Annotated in this window: 17 protein-coding genes; 2 read left to right on the top strand and 15 right to left on the bottom strand. The window is 58.8% G+C overall.

What is annotated here, in order from left to right:
* Positions 1 to 114: 114 nt before the first annotated feature.
* From DWV43_RS05240 to DWV43_RS05210, 7 genes are all read right to left on the bottom strand, one after another.
* Complete coding sequence (locus tag DWV43_RS05240) at positions 115 to 1281, bottom strand: SIS domain-containing protein (RefSeq protein WP_117640368.1); 1167 nt, start codon at positions 1279 to 1281, stop codon at positions 115 to 117.
* Between the two features lie 114 nt (positions 1282 to 1395).
* Positions 1396 to 2127, bottom strand: coding sequence for a GntR family transcriptional regulator (locus DWV43_RS05235; protein ID WP_089572401.1), 732 nt, complete (start codon positions 2125 to 2127; stop codon positions 1396 to 1398).
* Between the two features lie 184 nt (positions 2128 to 2311).
* Positions 2312 to 3394: a PTS system mannose/fructose/sorbose family transporter subunit IID gene (locus DWV43_RS05230; protein ID WP_089572402.1), complete on the bottom strand. Its 1083-nt coding sequence runs from the start codon at positions 3392 to 3394 to the stop codon at positions 2312 to 2314.
* A complete protein-coding gene (locus tag DWV43_RS05225; protein ID WP_035137676.1) occupies positions 3384 to 4184 on the bottom strand; it encodes a PTS sugar transporter subunit IIC in 801 nt (266 codons plus the stop codon). Before DWV43_RS05225 ends, DWV43_RS05230 begins: the two co-directional genes overlap by 11 nt.
* 90 nt (positions 4185 to 4274) lie before the next feature.
* Positions 4275 to 4757, bottom strand: coding sequence for a PTS N-acetylgalactosamine transporter subunit IIB (gene agaV / locus DWV43_RS05220; RefSeq protein ID WP_117716286.1), 483 nt, complete (start codon positions 4755 to 4757; stop codon positions 4275 to 4277).
* Between the two features lie 36 nt (positions 4758 to 4793).
* Complete coding sequence (gene yajC / locus DWV43_RS05215) at positions 4794 to 5075, bottom strand: preprotein translocase subunit YajC (RefSeq protein WP_117564749.1); 282 nt, start codon at positions 5073 to 5075, stop codon at positions 4794 to 4796.
* Positions 5075 to 5518: a PTS fructose transporter subunit IIA gene (locus tag DWV43_RS05210; RefSeq protein WP_117564748.1), complete on the bottom strand. Its 444-nt coding sequence runs from the start codon at positions 5516 to 5518 to the stop codon at positions 5075 to 5077. The genes yajC and DWV43_RS05210 overlap by 1 nt, the downstream gene beginning before the upstream one ends.
* A 700-nt stretch (positions 5519 to 6218) precedes the next feature.
* Between DWV43_RS05210 and DWV43_RS05205 the strand changes: the two genes are divergently transcribed.
* Together DWV43_RS05205 and DWV43_RS05200 are read left to right on the top strand one after the other, a co-directional pair.
* A complete protein-coding gene (locus DWV43_RS05205; protein ID WP_117817238.1) occupies positions 6219 to 6857 on the top strand; it encodes a DUF2975 domain-containing protein in 639 nt (212 codons plus the stop codon).
* A gap of 9 nt (positions 6858 to 6866) precedes the next feature.
* Positions 6867 to 7103 (top strand): helix-turn-helix transcriptional regulator, encoded by a 237-nt coding sequence (locus tag DWV43_RS05200; protein ID WP_117564746.1) that lies wholly within the window; start codon positions 6867 to 6869, stop codon positions 7101 to 7103.
* Between the two features lie 114 nt (positions 7104 to 7217).
* On the opposite strand, the gene DWV43_RS05195 is transcribed toward DWV43_RS05200, so the two are convergent.
* The 8 genes from DWV43_RS05195 to DWV43_RS05160 form a co-directional block, all read right to left on the bottom strand.
* Positions 7218 to 8312, bottom strand: a complete 1095-nt coding sequence (locus DWV43_RS05195; protein ID WP_117817239.1) for a hypothetical protein — start codon at positions 8310 to 8312, stop codon at positions 7218 to 7220.
* 126 nt (positions 8313 to 8438) lie between these two features.
* A complete protein-coding gene (locus tag DWV43_RS05190) occupies positions 8439 to 9524 on the bottom strand; it encodes an isocitrate/isopropylmalate dehydrogenase family protein (protein WP_117743273.1) in 1086 nt (361 codons plus the stop codon).
* 6 nt (positions 9525 to 9530) lie between these two features.
* Positions 9531 to 10229 (bottom strand): hypothetical protein, encoded by a 699-nt coding sequence (locus DWV43_RS05185; RefSeq protein ID WP_117817240.1) that lies wholly within the window; start codon positions 10227 to 10229, stop codon positions 9531 to 9533.
* A gap of 15 nt (positions 10230 to 10244) precedes the next feature.
* Positions 10245 to 10673, bottom strand: a complete 429-nt coding sequence (locus DWV43_RS05180; protein WP_117817241.1) for a hypothetical protein — start codon at positions 10671 to 10673, stop codon at positions 10245 to 10247.
* Between the two features lie 5 nt (positions 10674 to 10678).
* Positions 10679 to 11758, bottom strand: a complete 1080-nt coding sequence (locus DWV43_RS05175; protein ID WP_117817242.1) for an NAD(P)-dependent oxidoreductase — start codon at positions 11756 to 11758, stop codon at positions 10679 to 10681.
* 98 nt (positions 11759 to 11856) lie between these two features.
* Complete coding sequence (locus tag DWV43_RS05170; protein WP_089572413.1) at positions 11857 to 12810, bottom strand: DegV family protein; 954 nt, start codon at positions 12808 to 12810, stop codon at positions 11857 to 11859.
* 79 nt (positions 12811 to 12889) lie between these two features.
* The gene (gene hpf, locus DWV43_RS05165; protein ID WP_035137685.1) at positions 12890 to 13474 is read right to left on the bottom strand and encodes a ribosome hibernation-promoting factor, HPF/YfiA family; all 585 of its coding nucleotides are present in this window, start codon (positions 13472 to 13474) and stop codon (positions 12890 to 12892) included.
* A 317-nt stretch (positions 13475 to 13791) separates the two neighbouring features.
* The gene (locus tag DWV43_RS05160) at positions 13792 to 14799 is read right to left on the bottom strand and encodes an ABC transporter substrate-binding protein (protein WP_158551262.1); all 1008 of its coding nucleotides are present in this window, start codon (positions 14797 to 14799) and stop codon (positions 13792 to 13794) included.
* Between the last annotated feature and the right edge of the window lie 568 nt (positions 14800 to 15367).

Raw genomic sequence — 15367 nt, 5'->3', positions numbered from 1 at the left:
ACTCCTTGCTTCTAAAGCAGTTGACTGTGGTGATGCTTATACCCAGCCCACGTAATAACAAAAAGCGCCCGCCCGCCGTTATGAGCGGACGGGCGCCCTTACAGGGGGACGCGATTAAGCGGTGAAGGGGTGAATCGTCACGCCCTTAACCACGCGGTTGACCGTACCGGTGGGGCTCGGCGTGTCGGGCGTGTTGCCCACGCGCACGGAGTTGAGCAGGCTGATAGCCTGAGCAAACATCACGAACGGCAGAGCAAGGTAGCCCTCGGGAAGCGCCTCGTAGCCCTTAAAGGTGAAGGACTCGCCCTCGTAGACGGTAGCGCCATCCTGCTGAACGGCAACGGTGTGCTGAGCGATCTTGTCGCCACCGATCTCGTTGAGGATGTCGATGTCGTACTGACGGGTGTAGGCGTCGTTGTTGACGAACACGAACACGAGGGTCTTGTCGTCGACGAAGGACTTGGGTCCGTGACGATAGCCCATGGAGGTGTCGTAGGAAGTAGCGACCAGACCGTGAGCAAGCTCGAGGATCTTGAGCTGGCTCTCCTGGGCAAGGCCACCGAAGGAGCCGGAACCCAAGTACGTCACGCGGTTGAAGTCGCCAGCGAGGTAGTCGGCAACCTCGGACTCGCGAGCGATGACCTCCTCGCCCATCTTGGCGATGGTCTCGACCCACTCGGCCTTCTGCTCGTCGGAAGCCTCGTCAAAGATGAGGGTAGAGAGCAGGGTCATGCAGGTGTAGGAGCCGGTCATGGCGAAGCCCTTGTCGTTGGCGCGCGGAATGAGCAGCGTCAGCGCATTGGGATCATCGGCAGACTCGACGGCGAGCTTGCCCTCGGGAGCGCAGGTGATGTTGAGGAACTTGACGTTGTGGACGAGCTCCTTGGCAACGGCAACGGCGGCAAGGCTCTCGGGGCTGTTGCCAGAGCGGGCAAAGGAAACCACGAGCGTGGGATCCTCAGCGCGCAGGAAGTCGCGCGGGGCGCTCACGATGTCGGTCGTGGCGATGGGCTTAAAGTCGTAGAGATCAGTGTTGCCGGCGTGACGCAGATACGGGGCGCAGGTATCGCCAACATAGTCGGACGTACCGGCACCGGTGAAGACAACGGACAGACGGCCCTCGCCCATAGCGCGAGCCTCGGCCAGGAAGGCCTCGATGGCCTCCTTGTTCTCGCGATAGATGTTGAGCGTATCACGCCAAAGCTCGGGCTGCTGAGCAATCTCGGCCGTGGTGATCTGGGCGCCGAGCTCGGTGAGCTCCTCGACACTCTTCTCGAACATTTCTAATACCTCTCTCTAGAAGTAATCCTCTGACGTGCAATTATACACTTCGGTTGGTTATCTGGTAGTAACCAGTTAAATGCAAAGAATCACCATATGGAAACGATGCGGACACTAGTTGCTACGCTGGTGGTAAACCTTGTATTTAAACTGATCGGCACGAGCAACCGAGAGTGTATACTCCACAACCTCGTTTGACTCGTTATACGTAGTCCTGACCAAATCGAGCACAGGCGAGCCCTCGACAATTCCCAAAAGGTGGGCGTCGGTGGGACGGGCTATGCTCGCATAGAACTCCTCTTCAGCCACGCGTATCTTTTGCTGAAAGTCTTGCTCAATCACATCGTAAAGCGGCTTGCGCTCCAGCAGCGGTCGCTTTAGGGACAGAAATTGACGAACCGGTAGATAGCTGCGTTCGACCATCATGGGCATGTTATCGGCAGAACGAAGGCGCTTGAGCTTAAAAATGCGATCACCGATACGTAATCCCATATGCTCGGCCAGATTCTTATCGGCCTCCATCTCGCAAAAATCGAGAATCGTGGTCTCGGGGTCGCGACCCATCGCGCGCATCTGCTCGGTAAAGCTGTAGGACTGCATAAGATTGGTTGCCTTTGCCGAACGGTCGGTCACAAAGGTACCGCGACCGTGCTGCCGAACCACCAGTCCTAAACGCTCCAGTTCCTGCAGAGCCAGGCGTACCGTAGTGCGCGAGAGACCATAGCGCTCCGAAAGTTCGCGCTCGGAAGGAATCATGTCACCGGCGCGATATTCATGGTCAATCTTTTCGGTCAGAATATCGACCAGCTGATCGTACAGCGGTTGCTTGCGCGCTCCGATCGCCATCCTATCCTCCCTTTTGCTCAAACTAGGCTACTACCTTGGGTGTTTAGCATTATCTGTCTGCCACACCCGAATCATCAAGAAAACAAAAGCCGCGCGCTCTTTCGAGCACGCGGCTTTTAACATACACATGGCTTAAGGGGTCGGGGTGTGAGCCGCGTAGGGACACACCCCTCAAGCTAGAGCCTTACCAGATGCTCGGCCAGAGACCAAGCGGGCCAGCGCCCAGGATGCCGAGGACGAAGAGCAGCAGAATGCCCTTGGTCGGGGTCCAGCTGTGCTTAGCGAACATGTAGTAAAGCAGCAGCGTAAGCATAAGCGGGACGAGCTTCGGGACGATGGTGTTGAGGGTGTCGGCAACAGAGAAGTTGACCGGATCCTCGGTGACGGTAGCGTAGGTCACGGACTCCATGCCGTTGCCCAGATCGGCGACGCCGCACTTGACCTCGTTGCCGTCGGCATCGACGGCGGTGAGGGCATTGCCGTCCTCATCGGTCATGGCGATGGTACCGGCCTCAGCGGTCTCGGTATCGATGCCCTCCATACCGGTGAAGTTCTCGGCCTCCTTCTCGGAGACGATCACGGTAGTAGGGGCAAGGCCACGGGTGGTGCCGTTGGGGATCTGGAGGTTGATCTGGGTGCCACCCATGGTGACGACCAGGCAACCGACGACGAAGACGCCCATGATGGAAGCGGCACGCGTGAAGGCCTGCATGTTGGCGGTCAGAGCGTCAATAGCGCTGGTGCCAAGCTTGTAGGACCAATTCATGAGCCAGAAGCGCAGAGCGAACTGGACGACGTTGAAGATCACCAGGAAGATGATCGGCGCAGCGGCGTTGCCGTTGATGGCCATGTTGGAGGTGATGCCGGCCGTGATAGGCACGAGCGTCAGCCAGAACAGGGCGTCACCGATACCACCGAGCGGGCCCATTGCGGCGACGCGGACGGCGCGGATCGTGGGGATGTCAACCTTGTTCTGCTCGAGCGAAAGCACGATACCCATAACAAAGGTGACGAGGAACGGGTGGGTGTTGAAGAACTCCAGGTTGTGGCTCATGGAAGCCGCGAGGTCGTTCTTGTTGGTGTGGATCTTCTCCAGACCGGGGATGATGGAGTAGAGCCAGCCAGCGGCCTGCATGCGCTCGTAGTTGAACGATGCCTGCAGGAAGCAGGAGCGCCAAGCCATCTTGTTGAGGGTCTTCTGGTCGAGCTGCGGAGCAGGAGTAAGATCCTCGTAGTGCTCCGGGATCACATACTCATTAGATGCCATCTTCGAAGTCACCTCCGTCAGAAACAGCTGCACCCTTCAGCTCGGTCTGCTGCTGGAAGTCCCAGAAAGCGATGCCGAAGCCGATGAGAGCGAGGATGAGCAGAGCAGGGGTTGCCAGAGAATCGTTGGCAACGGTGATGAGCGCGAGGCCAAAGCCCATGAGGAAGAAGCCCCACATATCGCGGTTCATCATAACCTTGAGCAGGACGGCGAAGCCGACGAAGCGCATCATGCCGCCTGCAGCGGAGAGACCGGTCTGCAGCCAAGTCGGGATGGCGGAAGCGATGGTCTGACCGATGGTAGCGCCAGCGATGAAGAACAGGGTGACGACGACAGCGAAGATCAGGCCGAGCAGAGCCATGGCGAAGTAGTTCAGACGCTCGATACCCTTGGTGTCGGCGTTGTGAGCCATGTTGTCCGCGGAGGACATGAGCGGCGACATAAGCGTGAAGACCAGGGTAACGCCGAGCTGACCAAGCAGAGCGAACGGAATGGCAAGGCCGACTGCCGCGTTGGGCTCGAGGCCCGTAGCGATAGCGAGAATGGCTGCCATGATGCCGCCGATGACGGCGTTAGGCGGCTGAGCACCTCCGATCGGCATGTTGCCGATCGTCATGAGCTGATAAGTACCACCCACGAGAAGACCGGTGTTGAGGTCGCCAAGGATAAGACCAATGACGGCGCCGGTGACGATGGGCTGATAGAGAGACTCGAGGAAGTTAAACTGGTCGATTGCCGCGACGAACGTGACGATGAAGACCAGAGCGACCTGGAAGATCGTGTATTCCATCTTGCTCCTCCTTTCAAAATGTATGTACGCACTTTGGATTTCACGTACAGAATGTCAGGGTTTCACTCCTGACAACGTGGATCACGAAGACTACGAGAAGAGCTTGCTCGTGTCCTCAACAGGCGTGCTCGGAACGCGCCTGATCTCCAACTCCACCCCCAATTCCTGCAGCTCTTTAAACGCAGCGACATCCTCGTCGTTAACTGCGACGGAGGTGGCGACTTGGCGCTTTCCTTCCGACATGTGCATGTTGCCGATGTTTACCTTCTTTATAGGCACACCGCCCTTGACGAGCGTAAGCACGTCTTCCGGTGTTTCGGCCACGATGAAGATCTTCTGGCGCGGGCTCGCCTTGCCAATGACGTCGATGGTCTTCTGCAGAGAGAAGAAACGCGTAGCGACGCCGGCGGGAGCGGCCATCTTCATGAGGTTCTGGCGCATGGTGTTGGTCGCCACGTCGTCGTTGGCGACGAGGATGAGGTTGGAGCCCAGGGTGGAGTTCCACTGGGTGGCAACCTGACCATGAACCAGTCGGTTATCGATGCGGGTAAGAAGAATGTTGGGTTCTGCCATGTTGATCAGCTTCCTTTCGTTATTTGCTGACGACAGTTACTTGATCTCCTGAATCGCGTAACGCGAAACATCTACGACGGCACCGGATCGGACTTTGATCTGGACCTTTTCGCCTTCGATGCCCTTGACGGTTCCGTAGATACCGCCGGCGAAAAGAACCTCCTGACCCGGCTTGAGCTCGGTGTGCAGCTCCTTGAAGTACTTCTGCTTCTTCTTCATGTTGATTTGCGACCAGATGGTGTAAATCAAGCCCATGACGACAAGCAGGCCTAAAAGAGCGACCGAGGAGCTCAGGACGCTGGCTCCGAAATCGGCCATTAGATGCCGTCCTCGTCACCGAAGATATCCTCTTCCTCGGCACCAGCGACGGAGGCAACCGTCTGGGCGGTGATGCCCGTCTGGCCAACGGTCACGGCCTGCTCGCCAAGCTCGGCGAGCGTAGCGTTGCCGCGGAGGAACAGAAGCTCAATAACCATGGGAAGGTTCGTGCCAGTCAGAATCTCGACGTTGTCGACATCCTGGGCAATCATCATTGCCTGGTTGAACGGGGTACCACCAAGCAGGTCGGTAAAGACGAGCACGCCATCGCACTCCTCGCGCATGGCGGTGATAGCGGCGCGGAGATCCTCACCGTAGGAAGCAGCCTGGTCGCCCTCGAAAGGAACGACGGTAAAAGCGGGCTGATCACCGGCGACCATAGCGATAGCGCTTGCGAGGCCGGGTGCGAACTGTCCATGACCGGTAAGAATAAAGCCAACCATTCAAATTTCCCTTCCGAAGGTGTGTACGATCTGAGTCCGATGTTTTCGGAAGCCAGCGGGCGGACGCCCTTAAAGCTTCTTGGAAAGCGTTCTTTGAAGACCAGTGGTCTCTCAACTGGTAGTAACCACATGACGTGTTGTTGTCACTATATCATCACAGAAGAGGTCGCTTTCGCTGATTCACGCAATAAAACGTTTTTGCACCGCTCACGGCGATAAATCGACCGTTTACCGCTCGTTAACACTTCTACCTGCGGTTTTGAAACCGTTTCGAAATACTTTGACGAAAGATCGGAACCTTTTCTGTGTCTAAACAACGCAGGGTGGCCAAAAAGGCATGTAGAAAAAATGCAGGTCATTGTGAAGATTTGTGAATTGGTCTTTTTGACTTAATACCAGTTAGAACCAGTTTAGAAATTATCGGTGAACGGTAGTTTTCGACCGCTCAGCGGTTATTTCCAATCGTTTGCAGCTCCTTTTCCATATGAATTAGGGAGACCCGATGAAGCACTTGCGTGGTTGCGGGAAATTTCGATACTCGTCCATCCCCCACGTGCCAAACTCTCACTCCCTAAATATGCCATAAGCTCTCGCTATTCGTCTTACAAACATAACTTACTCTAATCTGTAATTGTTTATCGTTTATCATTAAGTATGTTATAAGATTTAAATATCATCCTAGACATTGGTTGGAGGAGCTATGATCCGCTGGAACGTATCCAAATCGAATGAACCCATCAACCGCGAACAGGCAATAGCCGATCTGAGGAAGCTCGCTCACATCTGCAAATGGGCCACAATCTGCACCGCCGTAGCGCTCGCTCTGGGACTCCTCGCAGTCATTGCAATCGAGCTTCTACTCATATTGCCTAGCCTCTCCCAAGGGTTCTGCCTCCAATCCGTAGAGCTTAATGCCGGCGAAGGGCCATCTCTCGCTCTCGTCGGCGCCAATGAACAGACCCCTCTTATGCTTGTCGCGCACGACGGTCATACTGCCATAGGGAGCGCCATGATGACATGCCTTGCGCTTGCCATTGTGCTAAGCGCATACAGGTTTTTCTCCACCATTGAAAAGGCAGGCAGGCCCTTTGACCTCGAATGCATCCGCATACTACGTCAAGTAGGACATTTGTTCCTTATTGGCGGCGTTGCTGCGAAGCTTCTTGGTGCCATAGTCACGGGGCTGATACTCTCAGGATTTGGCGGCAACTTTACGGATGCGCTTGGCGGCCAGCATCTCGACCTCTCTATGCTCTTTGCAGGCCTGATTATTAGCCTGATTGCCAGCGTCTTCCAGTACGGGTGTATCCTGCAAATACAAGATGACGAGTTGCTCTAGGGGGAATCCATGATTATTCTGCGGCTCGACCGCATGCTTGCCGAACGCAAGATCTCATCCAAAGAGCTTGCGGAACGCGTGGGTATCTCCCAGGTCAATATGTCGCGTATCAAGACGGGCAAGGTTTCTGCCGTGCGCTTTTCAACTCTTGACGCGATATGCCGGGCACTCGACTGCCAACCGGGCGATGTGCTGGAATATATGCCTGACGATGAAGCCGATAACCTCTTTGGACTTAAAGATTAATAGCCATAATTAAGCCGCCAATCACGCCCTCAACGCAAAAAGCCCGCCAGAACGATGCGTTCTAGCGGGCTCAATCAGATATTTCGACTTCGTGCTCGAAAGCTCGGGCAACCTTTAAGCAAACAGGCCGTAGATGCTGATGTTGGCCTTGGCGTACAGGCCGTTGGCATACTCGGTCCACTTGGAGCTGGCGCTCGAGGCCTGCGAGGAGTACTGCTGATAGGCGGTGTAATAGGCGGTCATGGCCTGCTTATAGGTGGCACTATCGGCGGTAAAGGCATCGTTAGCGAAGGCCTTAGCGTAGGTGCTGCTCTCGTCCTTCCAGGTGCCCTTCGAGCTATCCCACTCGTCACCGGCAAGGTTGATGATGTAATCGGCGTAATCCTTGCTCGCGGTGTCCTCGTTGCCGTCAGAAGGCTCGGTCGGAGCGGTCGGCATGCTCGCGGAAGCATCGCCCACCTTCTTCTTGTAGAGCTTCTGCAGCGTCGCGGACTGGCGGACGATCTGCTTGGCCTGGTCCTTGGACACGCCATACTGCTTGGCCATGGTGTCGTAGTCCGAGGTGCCGATAGAATCCTCGGCGTACTTCTTCATCTCCTTAGAGGAGACGGTAATGCCCTCGTCCTCGGCAGCATCGAGCAGAATCTTGTTGCGCACGTAAGACAGGATGACGTCGGCAGAGGGGGCGGTGTAGTTGCCGTTACTATCCTTGACGGTATCGAGGCTGTACTGGCTCTCGATGGCCTCGCGCGCGGTGATGTCGCTCTTCTTGCCGCTATAACTATAGCTTGCCACGGTCGAATCGAGCTGGTCCTCGGTCAGGGTCGACGAACCGACGCCCTTGCCGTCAAAGCCGCCATTGCCCATAAAGAAGCCGACCACCGCAGCGATCACGACTGCAACCACAAAGGCGGCAATCATCGTCTTCTTGTGCTTGGATACGTGATCGTCCCCATCGGAACCTAGGGCGTCATCATCCTCATCCTGGGCCTCGGGCATCAGATTCTCGTCAGCGGCATCTGCGGCGATCTGAGCCTCCAGACGGGCGTCCTCCTCCTCGGCCGTCGTGCCAGCAGCAATGTGCTCGGCAGACGTACCGGCGACCAGATCGATCTTCTCGTCCTCGTCACCGTCGGGGCCTTCGCCGCGCTCGATGATCTGGATGCCGTCGATCTCGTCCTTCTCGTCCTTCTTTTGAATCAAACCCATATCGGTTACTCCTTGTTAGGAAACATAGTCCCCAATAGAATACGCCCGACGGAGCGCCGGGCGTATTGATTCTTAGGTTATACGCAAACACTTAAGTACTATTTAGGCGTTTGCAGCCTGCATGCCTTAGACCAGGTGCGCGATAACGGCATCGGCGAAGGCCTGCGTGCCCACGGCACCCTCAACGGAGCCGGTCTGGGCACGACGCACGTCGCCGGTAACCTGCTCGCCCTCGTCGAGCGTGGCAGAGACGGCGGCACGAATGCGATTGGCCGCGTCGTTCTCGCCTAGGTGATCGAGCATCATCGCGGCAGAGAGAATCTCGGCCGTGGGGTTGGCGATATCCTGGCCAGCGATATCGGGCGCGGAGCCGTGCGTGGCCTCAAAGATGGCACAGTCGGCACCGATGTTGGAGCCGGGGGCCATCCCTAAGCCGCCCACCAGGCCGGCGCACAGGTCGCTCACAATGTCGCCGTACAGGTTTGGCAGCACCAGGACATCGAAGTCGTTGGGGTTCTGGACCAGGCCCATGCAGGTGGCGTCGACGATCTTGTCGTTGAACTCAATGTCGGGATAGTTGGCGGCCACCTCGCGCGCAACGCGCAGGAACAGGCCGTCGGTCGCCTTCATGATATTGGCCTTGTGCACGGCCGTCACCTTTTTGCGGCCGCAGCGGCGGGCATACTCAAAGGCGTACTCCACAATACGGCGGCTCTTGGCGATGGAGATGGGTTTGATCGAGATGGCGGAATCCGCGGCGAAGGTCTTCTGGCCCGAGCGCTCGACGAGCTGCGAAAGCTCCTCGACCTCGGCAGCGCCCTCATCGAACTCGATACCGGCGTAGAGGTCCTCGGTGTTCTCGCGCACGATGACCAGGTCGACGTCACGGAAGCGCGAGCCGTCGCCCGGCTGCGACAGGCAGGGGCGCACGCAGGCGTACAGATCGAAGTGCTTACGCAGAGCAACATTGACGCTGCGGAAACCCGTGCCGACCGGCGTGGTGATGGGCCCCTTGATGGCGACCTTAGTCTCGGCAACCGCATCGAGCACATGTTGGGGCAGCGGCGTGCCAAACTCGTCCATGACGCCGGCGCCGGCCTCCTGGACGTTCCAATTGATCTGGACACCGGTGGCCTCGACCACGCGGCGCATGGCCTGCGTAATCTCGGGACCGATACCGTCACCGGGAATCAGGACTACATCGTGCGCCATAATCTGTTACTCCTCGTCTTCGGCGTCGTCAGATTTTTTAACGCTAGCACGCTTCTTCTTTTTGGAGAGATCCAGGCCGAAACGTTTAACAAGCATTTCGCAAATCTCGCTCGAACGGGCCTTGAGATAGCTGCCCTTACCGTTCTCGGCATCGAACTTAAGGCGCAGCGCGAGCTTCTCGGCGACCTCGGCGTCGATCTCGCCCTGGCCAAACTCGTACAGGCAACCGAGCATGTCGCGATACTCAAGGTCGCCGTGGTAGCACTGGATGGCCTCGTCCAGGATGGGCCAAGCCTCGCGCGAACGCTCGATGCTCGTGGCACCCCACACGCACAGCAGGCGGAAGGCGGCATAGCGCAGCGTGGAGGAAATCTCGTCGAACAGCGCGGTCTCGGCGCCCTCAAAGGCATCGCCCAGCTGCTCGGGGCAGGTGGTGGCGAGCGCCGCCAAGGCATCGAGGGCCTCCCAGCGGGTCTGCGCCTCGGGGCGATCGAGCGCCTCGATCAGCGCGGGCACGCAGGGCACGACGCGCTGCGGATCGCGCTCGGCAAGCAGATGCAGCACGCGGGCGGCAAACTGGCGGATGCGGCGCGTGGGGCAGCCGAGCTCCTGGACCAGGCGGTCGACGGCGTTCTCGTTCTCCTCTGCCAGCTGAAGCTGTGCCAGCTCCTCGTCGGTGAGCTGTTCGTCTTTGTTTTCTGCCATAGTTACCTCTTCTTACTATTTCTTAGCGTGCTTGTCGGCACCCTTGCTGTCATCGGTGACCGAGATGAGCTGTCGGTCGGCCGCGCCATTGCGACGCGCACGGCGGCGCTCCTCGGCATCGCCCGCGTCGGCGGCGGCACGATGGGCTTTGTTGACGTTAAAGACCTCGTCGTGCTTGCGCCACGGGCCGACGGACTCGCCAAAGCTCATCTTAAGACCGGCGATAAAACCGCCGAGCCAGCCGATCGGCGCAAACTGCACCAGCGGGAACAGCGAAAACACCCAAGTCAGCAGGACGACTGCCGCCGCTCCTGCAAAGTTGGCGATCCAGTAGTCGCGCTTGGTGATCACGCGCTTTTCGCACGCCCACTGGCCGCACAAAAAGCCAATGTAGATCGCAAAGAGAAAGAGCACCAGCGCAAGCACCACGAACGTCCAGCTCATGGGCGCTACTCCTCGTGATGATGGCCGCAGCAGCACTCGTGGCCGTCATCATGGCCGTGGCCGCCGCAGCACTCGTGGTCCTCGCCGTGATGGTGGCCGCAACCGCACTCATGCTCGTCGCCGTGCTCGCCGCAACCGCAGCCGTCCTCGTGGGCACCGTGCTCCTCGGGACGATACTGCGACCAGTCCAGACCGGCGGCGATGGCGTCGGCCTCCTCCTTATAGAGGACCGTGATGGCCTGGGTGCCCAGCTTGGCACCACCGATGGCATCGAGCATGTCGTAGAGCGTAAAGGCCACGTCGGCGCCGGGCAGCGCAAGCTCGCGATCGTCGGCATAGGCGAGCGCCAGGCGCAGGTCCTTAATGAAGTGCTCGACCATAAAGCCGGGCTTGTAATCGCCGTCGAGCGCCTTGGGGGCCAGGCTCTCCATGGCGCCGGACTTGCCGGTGCCGCCCAGGATCATCTGACAGGTCTTCTCCAGATCAAGGCCGCTCAGCTCGGCAAACGCCAGCGCATCGGCCATGCCGACCATGCAGGCGCCCAGCGACACCTGGTTGGCGAGCTTGGCAGCCTGGCCCTTGCCGGCGCCATCGAAGCAGCAGATGTTGGCCGCAAAGGTGGCAAGGATATCGCGGACCGGCGCGATGTCGTTCTCGGTGGCGCCCACGATAGCCGTGAGCGTGCCGGCGATGGCGCCCGACTCGCCGCCGGTGACGGGGCAGTCAAACGCCATGCGACCGGAGACTTGAGCGGCCTCGGCAATATCGCGCGCAAGCTCGGGCGAGCTCGTGGTGAGGTCGATCAGGACCGCGCCGGGCTTAGTGCAGGCCAGCAGGCCGTCGCCCGCCAGGTAGAGCTCCTCGACCTCGGAGGGATAACCCACCATGGTAAAGACGACGTCGGCGTTCGCCACGGCATCTGCCGGCGTATCGGCCCAGGCGGCACCGTGCTCGATAAGCACCGCCGCCTTGGACTTAGTGCGGTTGTTGACCGTGACGAGATAGCCGGCGTCCAGAATGTGGCCGGCAATGGGGGCACCCATGATTCCGGTGCCGATAAATGCGACAGAGAGCTTGTTTGCCATGAAACCTTTCCTTTTGGGTTGGGTGTTATTACCAGGTTGAATACTCGGTGCCAGCGTTTGGGCTGTGAGTTGGGATCGATTACGGCCGCGTTACTTGCCTACTGACCGCGCACGCGGCGGGCGATGCGGTCGGAAAGCGACGCCTTGTCGGCGCGGTTCTTGCCCCAAAACGCGCAGGCCACCATGCCGGGGCCCACGTGCGAGCCGATGGTAGGACCCACGGAGCTGCGAATGATCGTGACGTCGGCGCAGCCCTCCTCCTTGCGGATGGCGGCTTCGAGCCAGTCGCCGTCCTTTTCGGCATCGGCCGTCATAATGGCGATGGGCATGGTGCGATCGGGCACATAGTTCTCGCGGAACGACTTGAGAATGGACTTGAGCGCCTTCTTGCGACCGCGGTTGACGCCGATCAGCGACAGCGAGCCGGCCAGGTCGTAGGACAGCTCGGGTTTGACGTCGAGCTTTGCCGTGAGCTGTGCCGCCGCGGGCGGAATGCGGCCGCCGGCAGCCAGCGCGTCAAAGCTCTCGAGCGTAAAGTAACCGTGGACATAGGTCTTGGCCTCGTTTGCCCAGTCGACCAGCTGCTTGGCGGTCAGTCCCGCCGAACGCTGGCGCACGGCCTCAAGCGCCAAGAGCTCGCCGGTCGCACAGGGCAGAGCGTTGTCGACCACGTACAGCTCAAAGTTGGGATACTCGGCGCGCACGGCGTCCGCCGCCTGGCACGCGGAGTTGTAGCTCGACGACAGCGCCGAGGTAAAGCACAGGTAGACCGTGGGCGTACCCTCTTTGGCGCACTCGGTAAAGAACTCGATATAGCGACCGAGCGACACGGCCGAGGTGGACACGCGGGCACCGGCGCGCATGCGGTCGTAGAACTCCTTGGGTGTGATGCTCGACCAGATGTCATCCGTGCGCTCCTCGCCATCGATGATAAAGGGGAAACCCAGGATATCGACATCGAGGTTCGCGGCGACCTCGGGGCTAAAGTCGCAGCAGGTATCGACGACGATGCGGCAACGGTCCGAATGACCGGCGGATGCGGCCTTGTCCATCAAAGCGACTCCTTACGTAAAAAGGCGGCCACCCGCATGGGATGGCCGCCAACCGTTAACTCATGCAAGTTAACGTATTTTACTCGTCAAGTGTTTCAATGCGGGGCTTGATGATGCCATATCCACCATTCTTACGGTGATACACCACATTGATAAGGCCGGTCGTCGCGTTCTCGAACACGTAGAAGTCGTGGCCGAGCAGATCGGTCTGCACCAGCGCCTGCTCCTCAGTCATCGGGGTGACGTCGATAACCTTCTCGCGGACGAGCAGGTCGTCCTCTTCCTCGGGCAGCAGCAGGTCGGCCAGATCCTCGACGCGCTCGACCGGCGCGACATCCGCGGCGCTGGCACCGCCCTGGCGGTTGTCCACGACCTTGGTCTTGAACTTGCGCAGCTGGCGGGTGACCTTATCGGCGGAGAGGTCGATGGCGGCGTACATATCTGCACCGTGCTCAGCAACGCGAATCACCGAACCGCGGGCACGAACCGTAACCTCGACGATTGCCGGGTTGGGGTTCGAGGGGTTCTTCTCATAGCGAAGTACAACGTCGACCGTCATGGGCTCGATATCGAAAACCTTGAGCGCCTCGCCGATCTTCTCATCCACATGCGCACGCAGAGCATCGGTTACCGTCGTCTTGCGTCCAGAAACCTTGATATCCATACGTGGCTCCAATCTGCCTCGGGGACTTACTGTACTGGCTATGTACCCATTGCCATGCATTTATTCACGCGGATTCCTAAAGACCCGAATAACGATTGCTTGATACCGCATACCGAAGTCTCGCACTTTTCCGTGGCAAAGTGCGCTATGGGAGGGCGTCGGCGACTTTGTATTTGGTCCCGAAAATTGGCTTTGACCTGCTGGTTTTATAGGGATAAAAAAGCCGGGCTCCCCTATTGGGGAAGCCCGGCAGTGCGTGTTGAAACCGTGAAGAGGTGTCCTTTCCAACGTATAGGAGACACCACCCCTAGCAATAACTAGCTATTGAGTTTGTTAATGTCGTCGTCGGTGATGGTGCCTTCCTGGCTGGACGATTTGTCCTCGGAGGATGCGGTCTCATTGTTGGAATCGGAGGACTCGCTGCCGGAGGACGTGGTCTCACTGGACTCAGAGTCGCCCGGCTGCACGTTAGCGCCCGAAACCGTCTTAGTGGTGAGGTCGTAGGGAATCTGGCCGTACCAGACGCAGTGAACCGCCTCGAGCGTGCCGTCGACCGTGATGTCGTCGAGGGCATCACTCACGGCACGGCACAGTTCGTCATTGGACGAGAGGCCCGCAACACCAAGCGTCGAGGGCGCCTCGAGCGCACCGACATAGGAGACCTCGCTCATCAGGCGTGCAAGATAGCCGCCGGCTGTGGAGTCGCAGATCACATAGTCGACCTCGCCGGACTCGAGCGCCTCAAAGCACTCGTTGATGTTGGAGTAGGTCTTTTGGTTGGCGGTGATGCTCTGCTTAGCAAGCGCCTCCTGCGAGGCCGAGGACATCTGGACACCCAGAGTAGACGTGTTAAGGGTATCGGTGGAAACGCTTAGCGACCCACCATCGCTGGTTTTACCGAACACGGAAGCGGCATCGTACAGGCAGGTGCCGAGCGAGCTAACGTCCCCGTCCGTGGAGTTGATCTCGCCGATAAAGATATCGGCCTTTTTGTCGCCGAGCGCGGAACCTGCCGAGGACGCATCGACAAAGGCGACCTTAAGGCCCATGCGGCTTGCGAGGGCGCGGGCAGCGTCGACTGCATACCCCGTAAGCTCGCCGTCGGCGCCCTGCATTGCCTGCGGCGCATCGGAAGTATCGAGGGCGACCGTCAGGGTTCCGGGAGTAACCAGGGCATCGTCCGACACCGCCGGCGTGACGGTCTCGTACTCGATCTGGTCGATCGTGGGAGTCGTGAACGTAGACAGCGGGTTGAACGCGCATCCGCTCAGGCCCAAAACGGCAATGACCGCTGCGGTCCCAGCACCTAACCGAGCCGCGTGCATCAAGCTGCCCCTCACCATGTCCACTACCCTGCCTTCTGTGTCGTATACGATCCGTGCGTTGCGCGGAATATCGGGTTGTTCCCACCAGCTGACCTGGTATTTGACCCCACACTTGCGCACCGGGGTGTTTGCTCGGGAGGCCGCAGCCACCTTCACGACTGGCCCGCTCGCCCGCGAGGCGGTATTGCCCCAAAGAAAGTAGAACGGACGGTGCGGCTTACATCTAGGACGCGCCATGATCGCGCCGCGCGCACGCGGTCGCTTACGTGGATCCCTTTGACCGCGTCTGTCTTGGACTAGGACGGGCATTTCGTCCGTCCGCAACCACAGCCTGGTAGGAACGTAGCGCATTATAGCTAAGTTCAAGCTAAAGTTTAAGGTTAGGGGCGTCATTCGCATCGCGAGTACAGATTTCGCAGGTCGGAGTGGGCTATTCGTGCCTCTGTGAAGCCCGGAGCTCCCCTATGGGGAGCTCCGGGGCACCCTTCCTAGGGTGCCGTGGCCAAAAAATGGCAAATATGAGTACTGTCACCAATTTAGTAACAGGCAATTTTGGCCTCTCGGACAG

This window comes from Collinsella sp. AF05-9, from assembly GCF_003465595.1.
Classification (GTDB): domain Bacteria; phylum Actinomycetota; class Coriobacteriia; order Coriobacteriales; family Coriobacteriaceae; genus Collinsella.
This window is presented reverse-complemented; position numbering and strand designations above follow the sequence as displayed.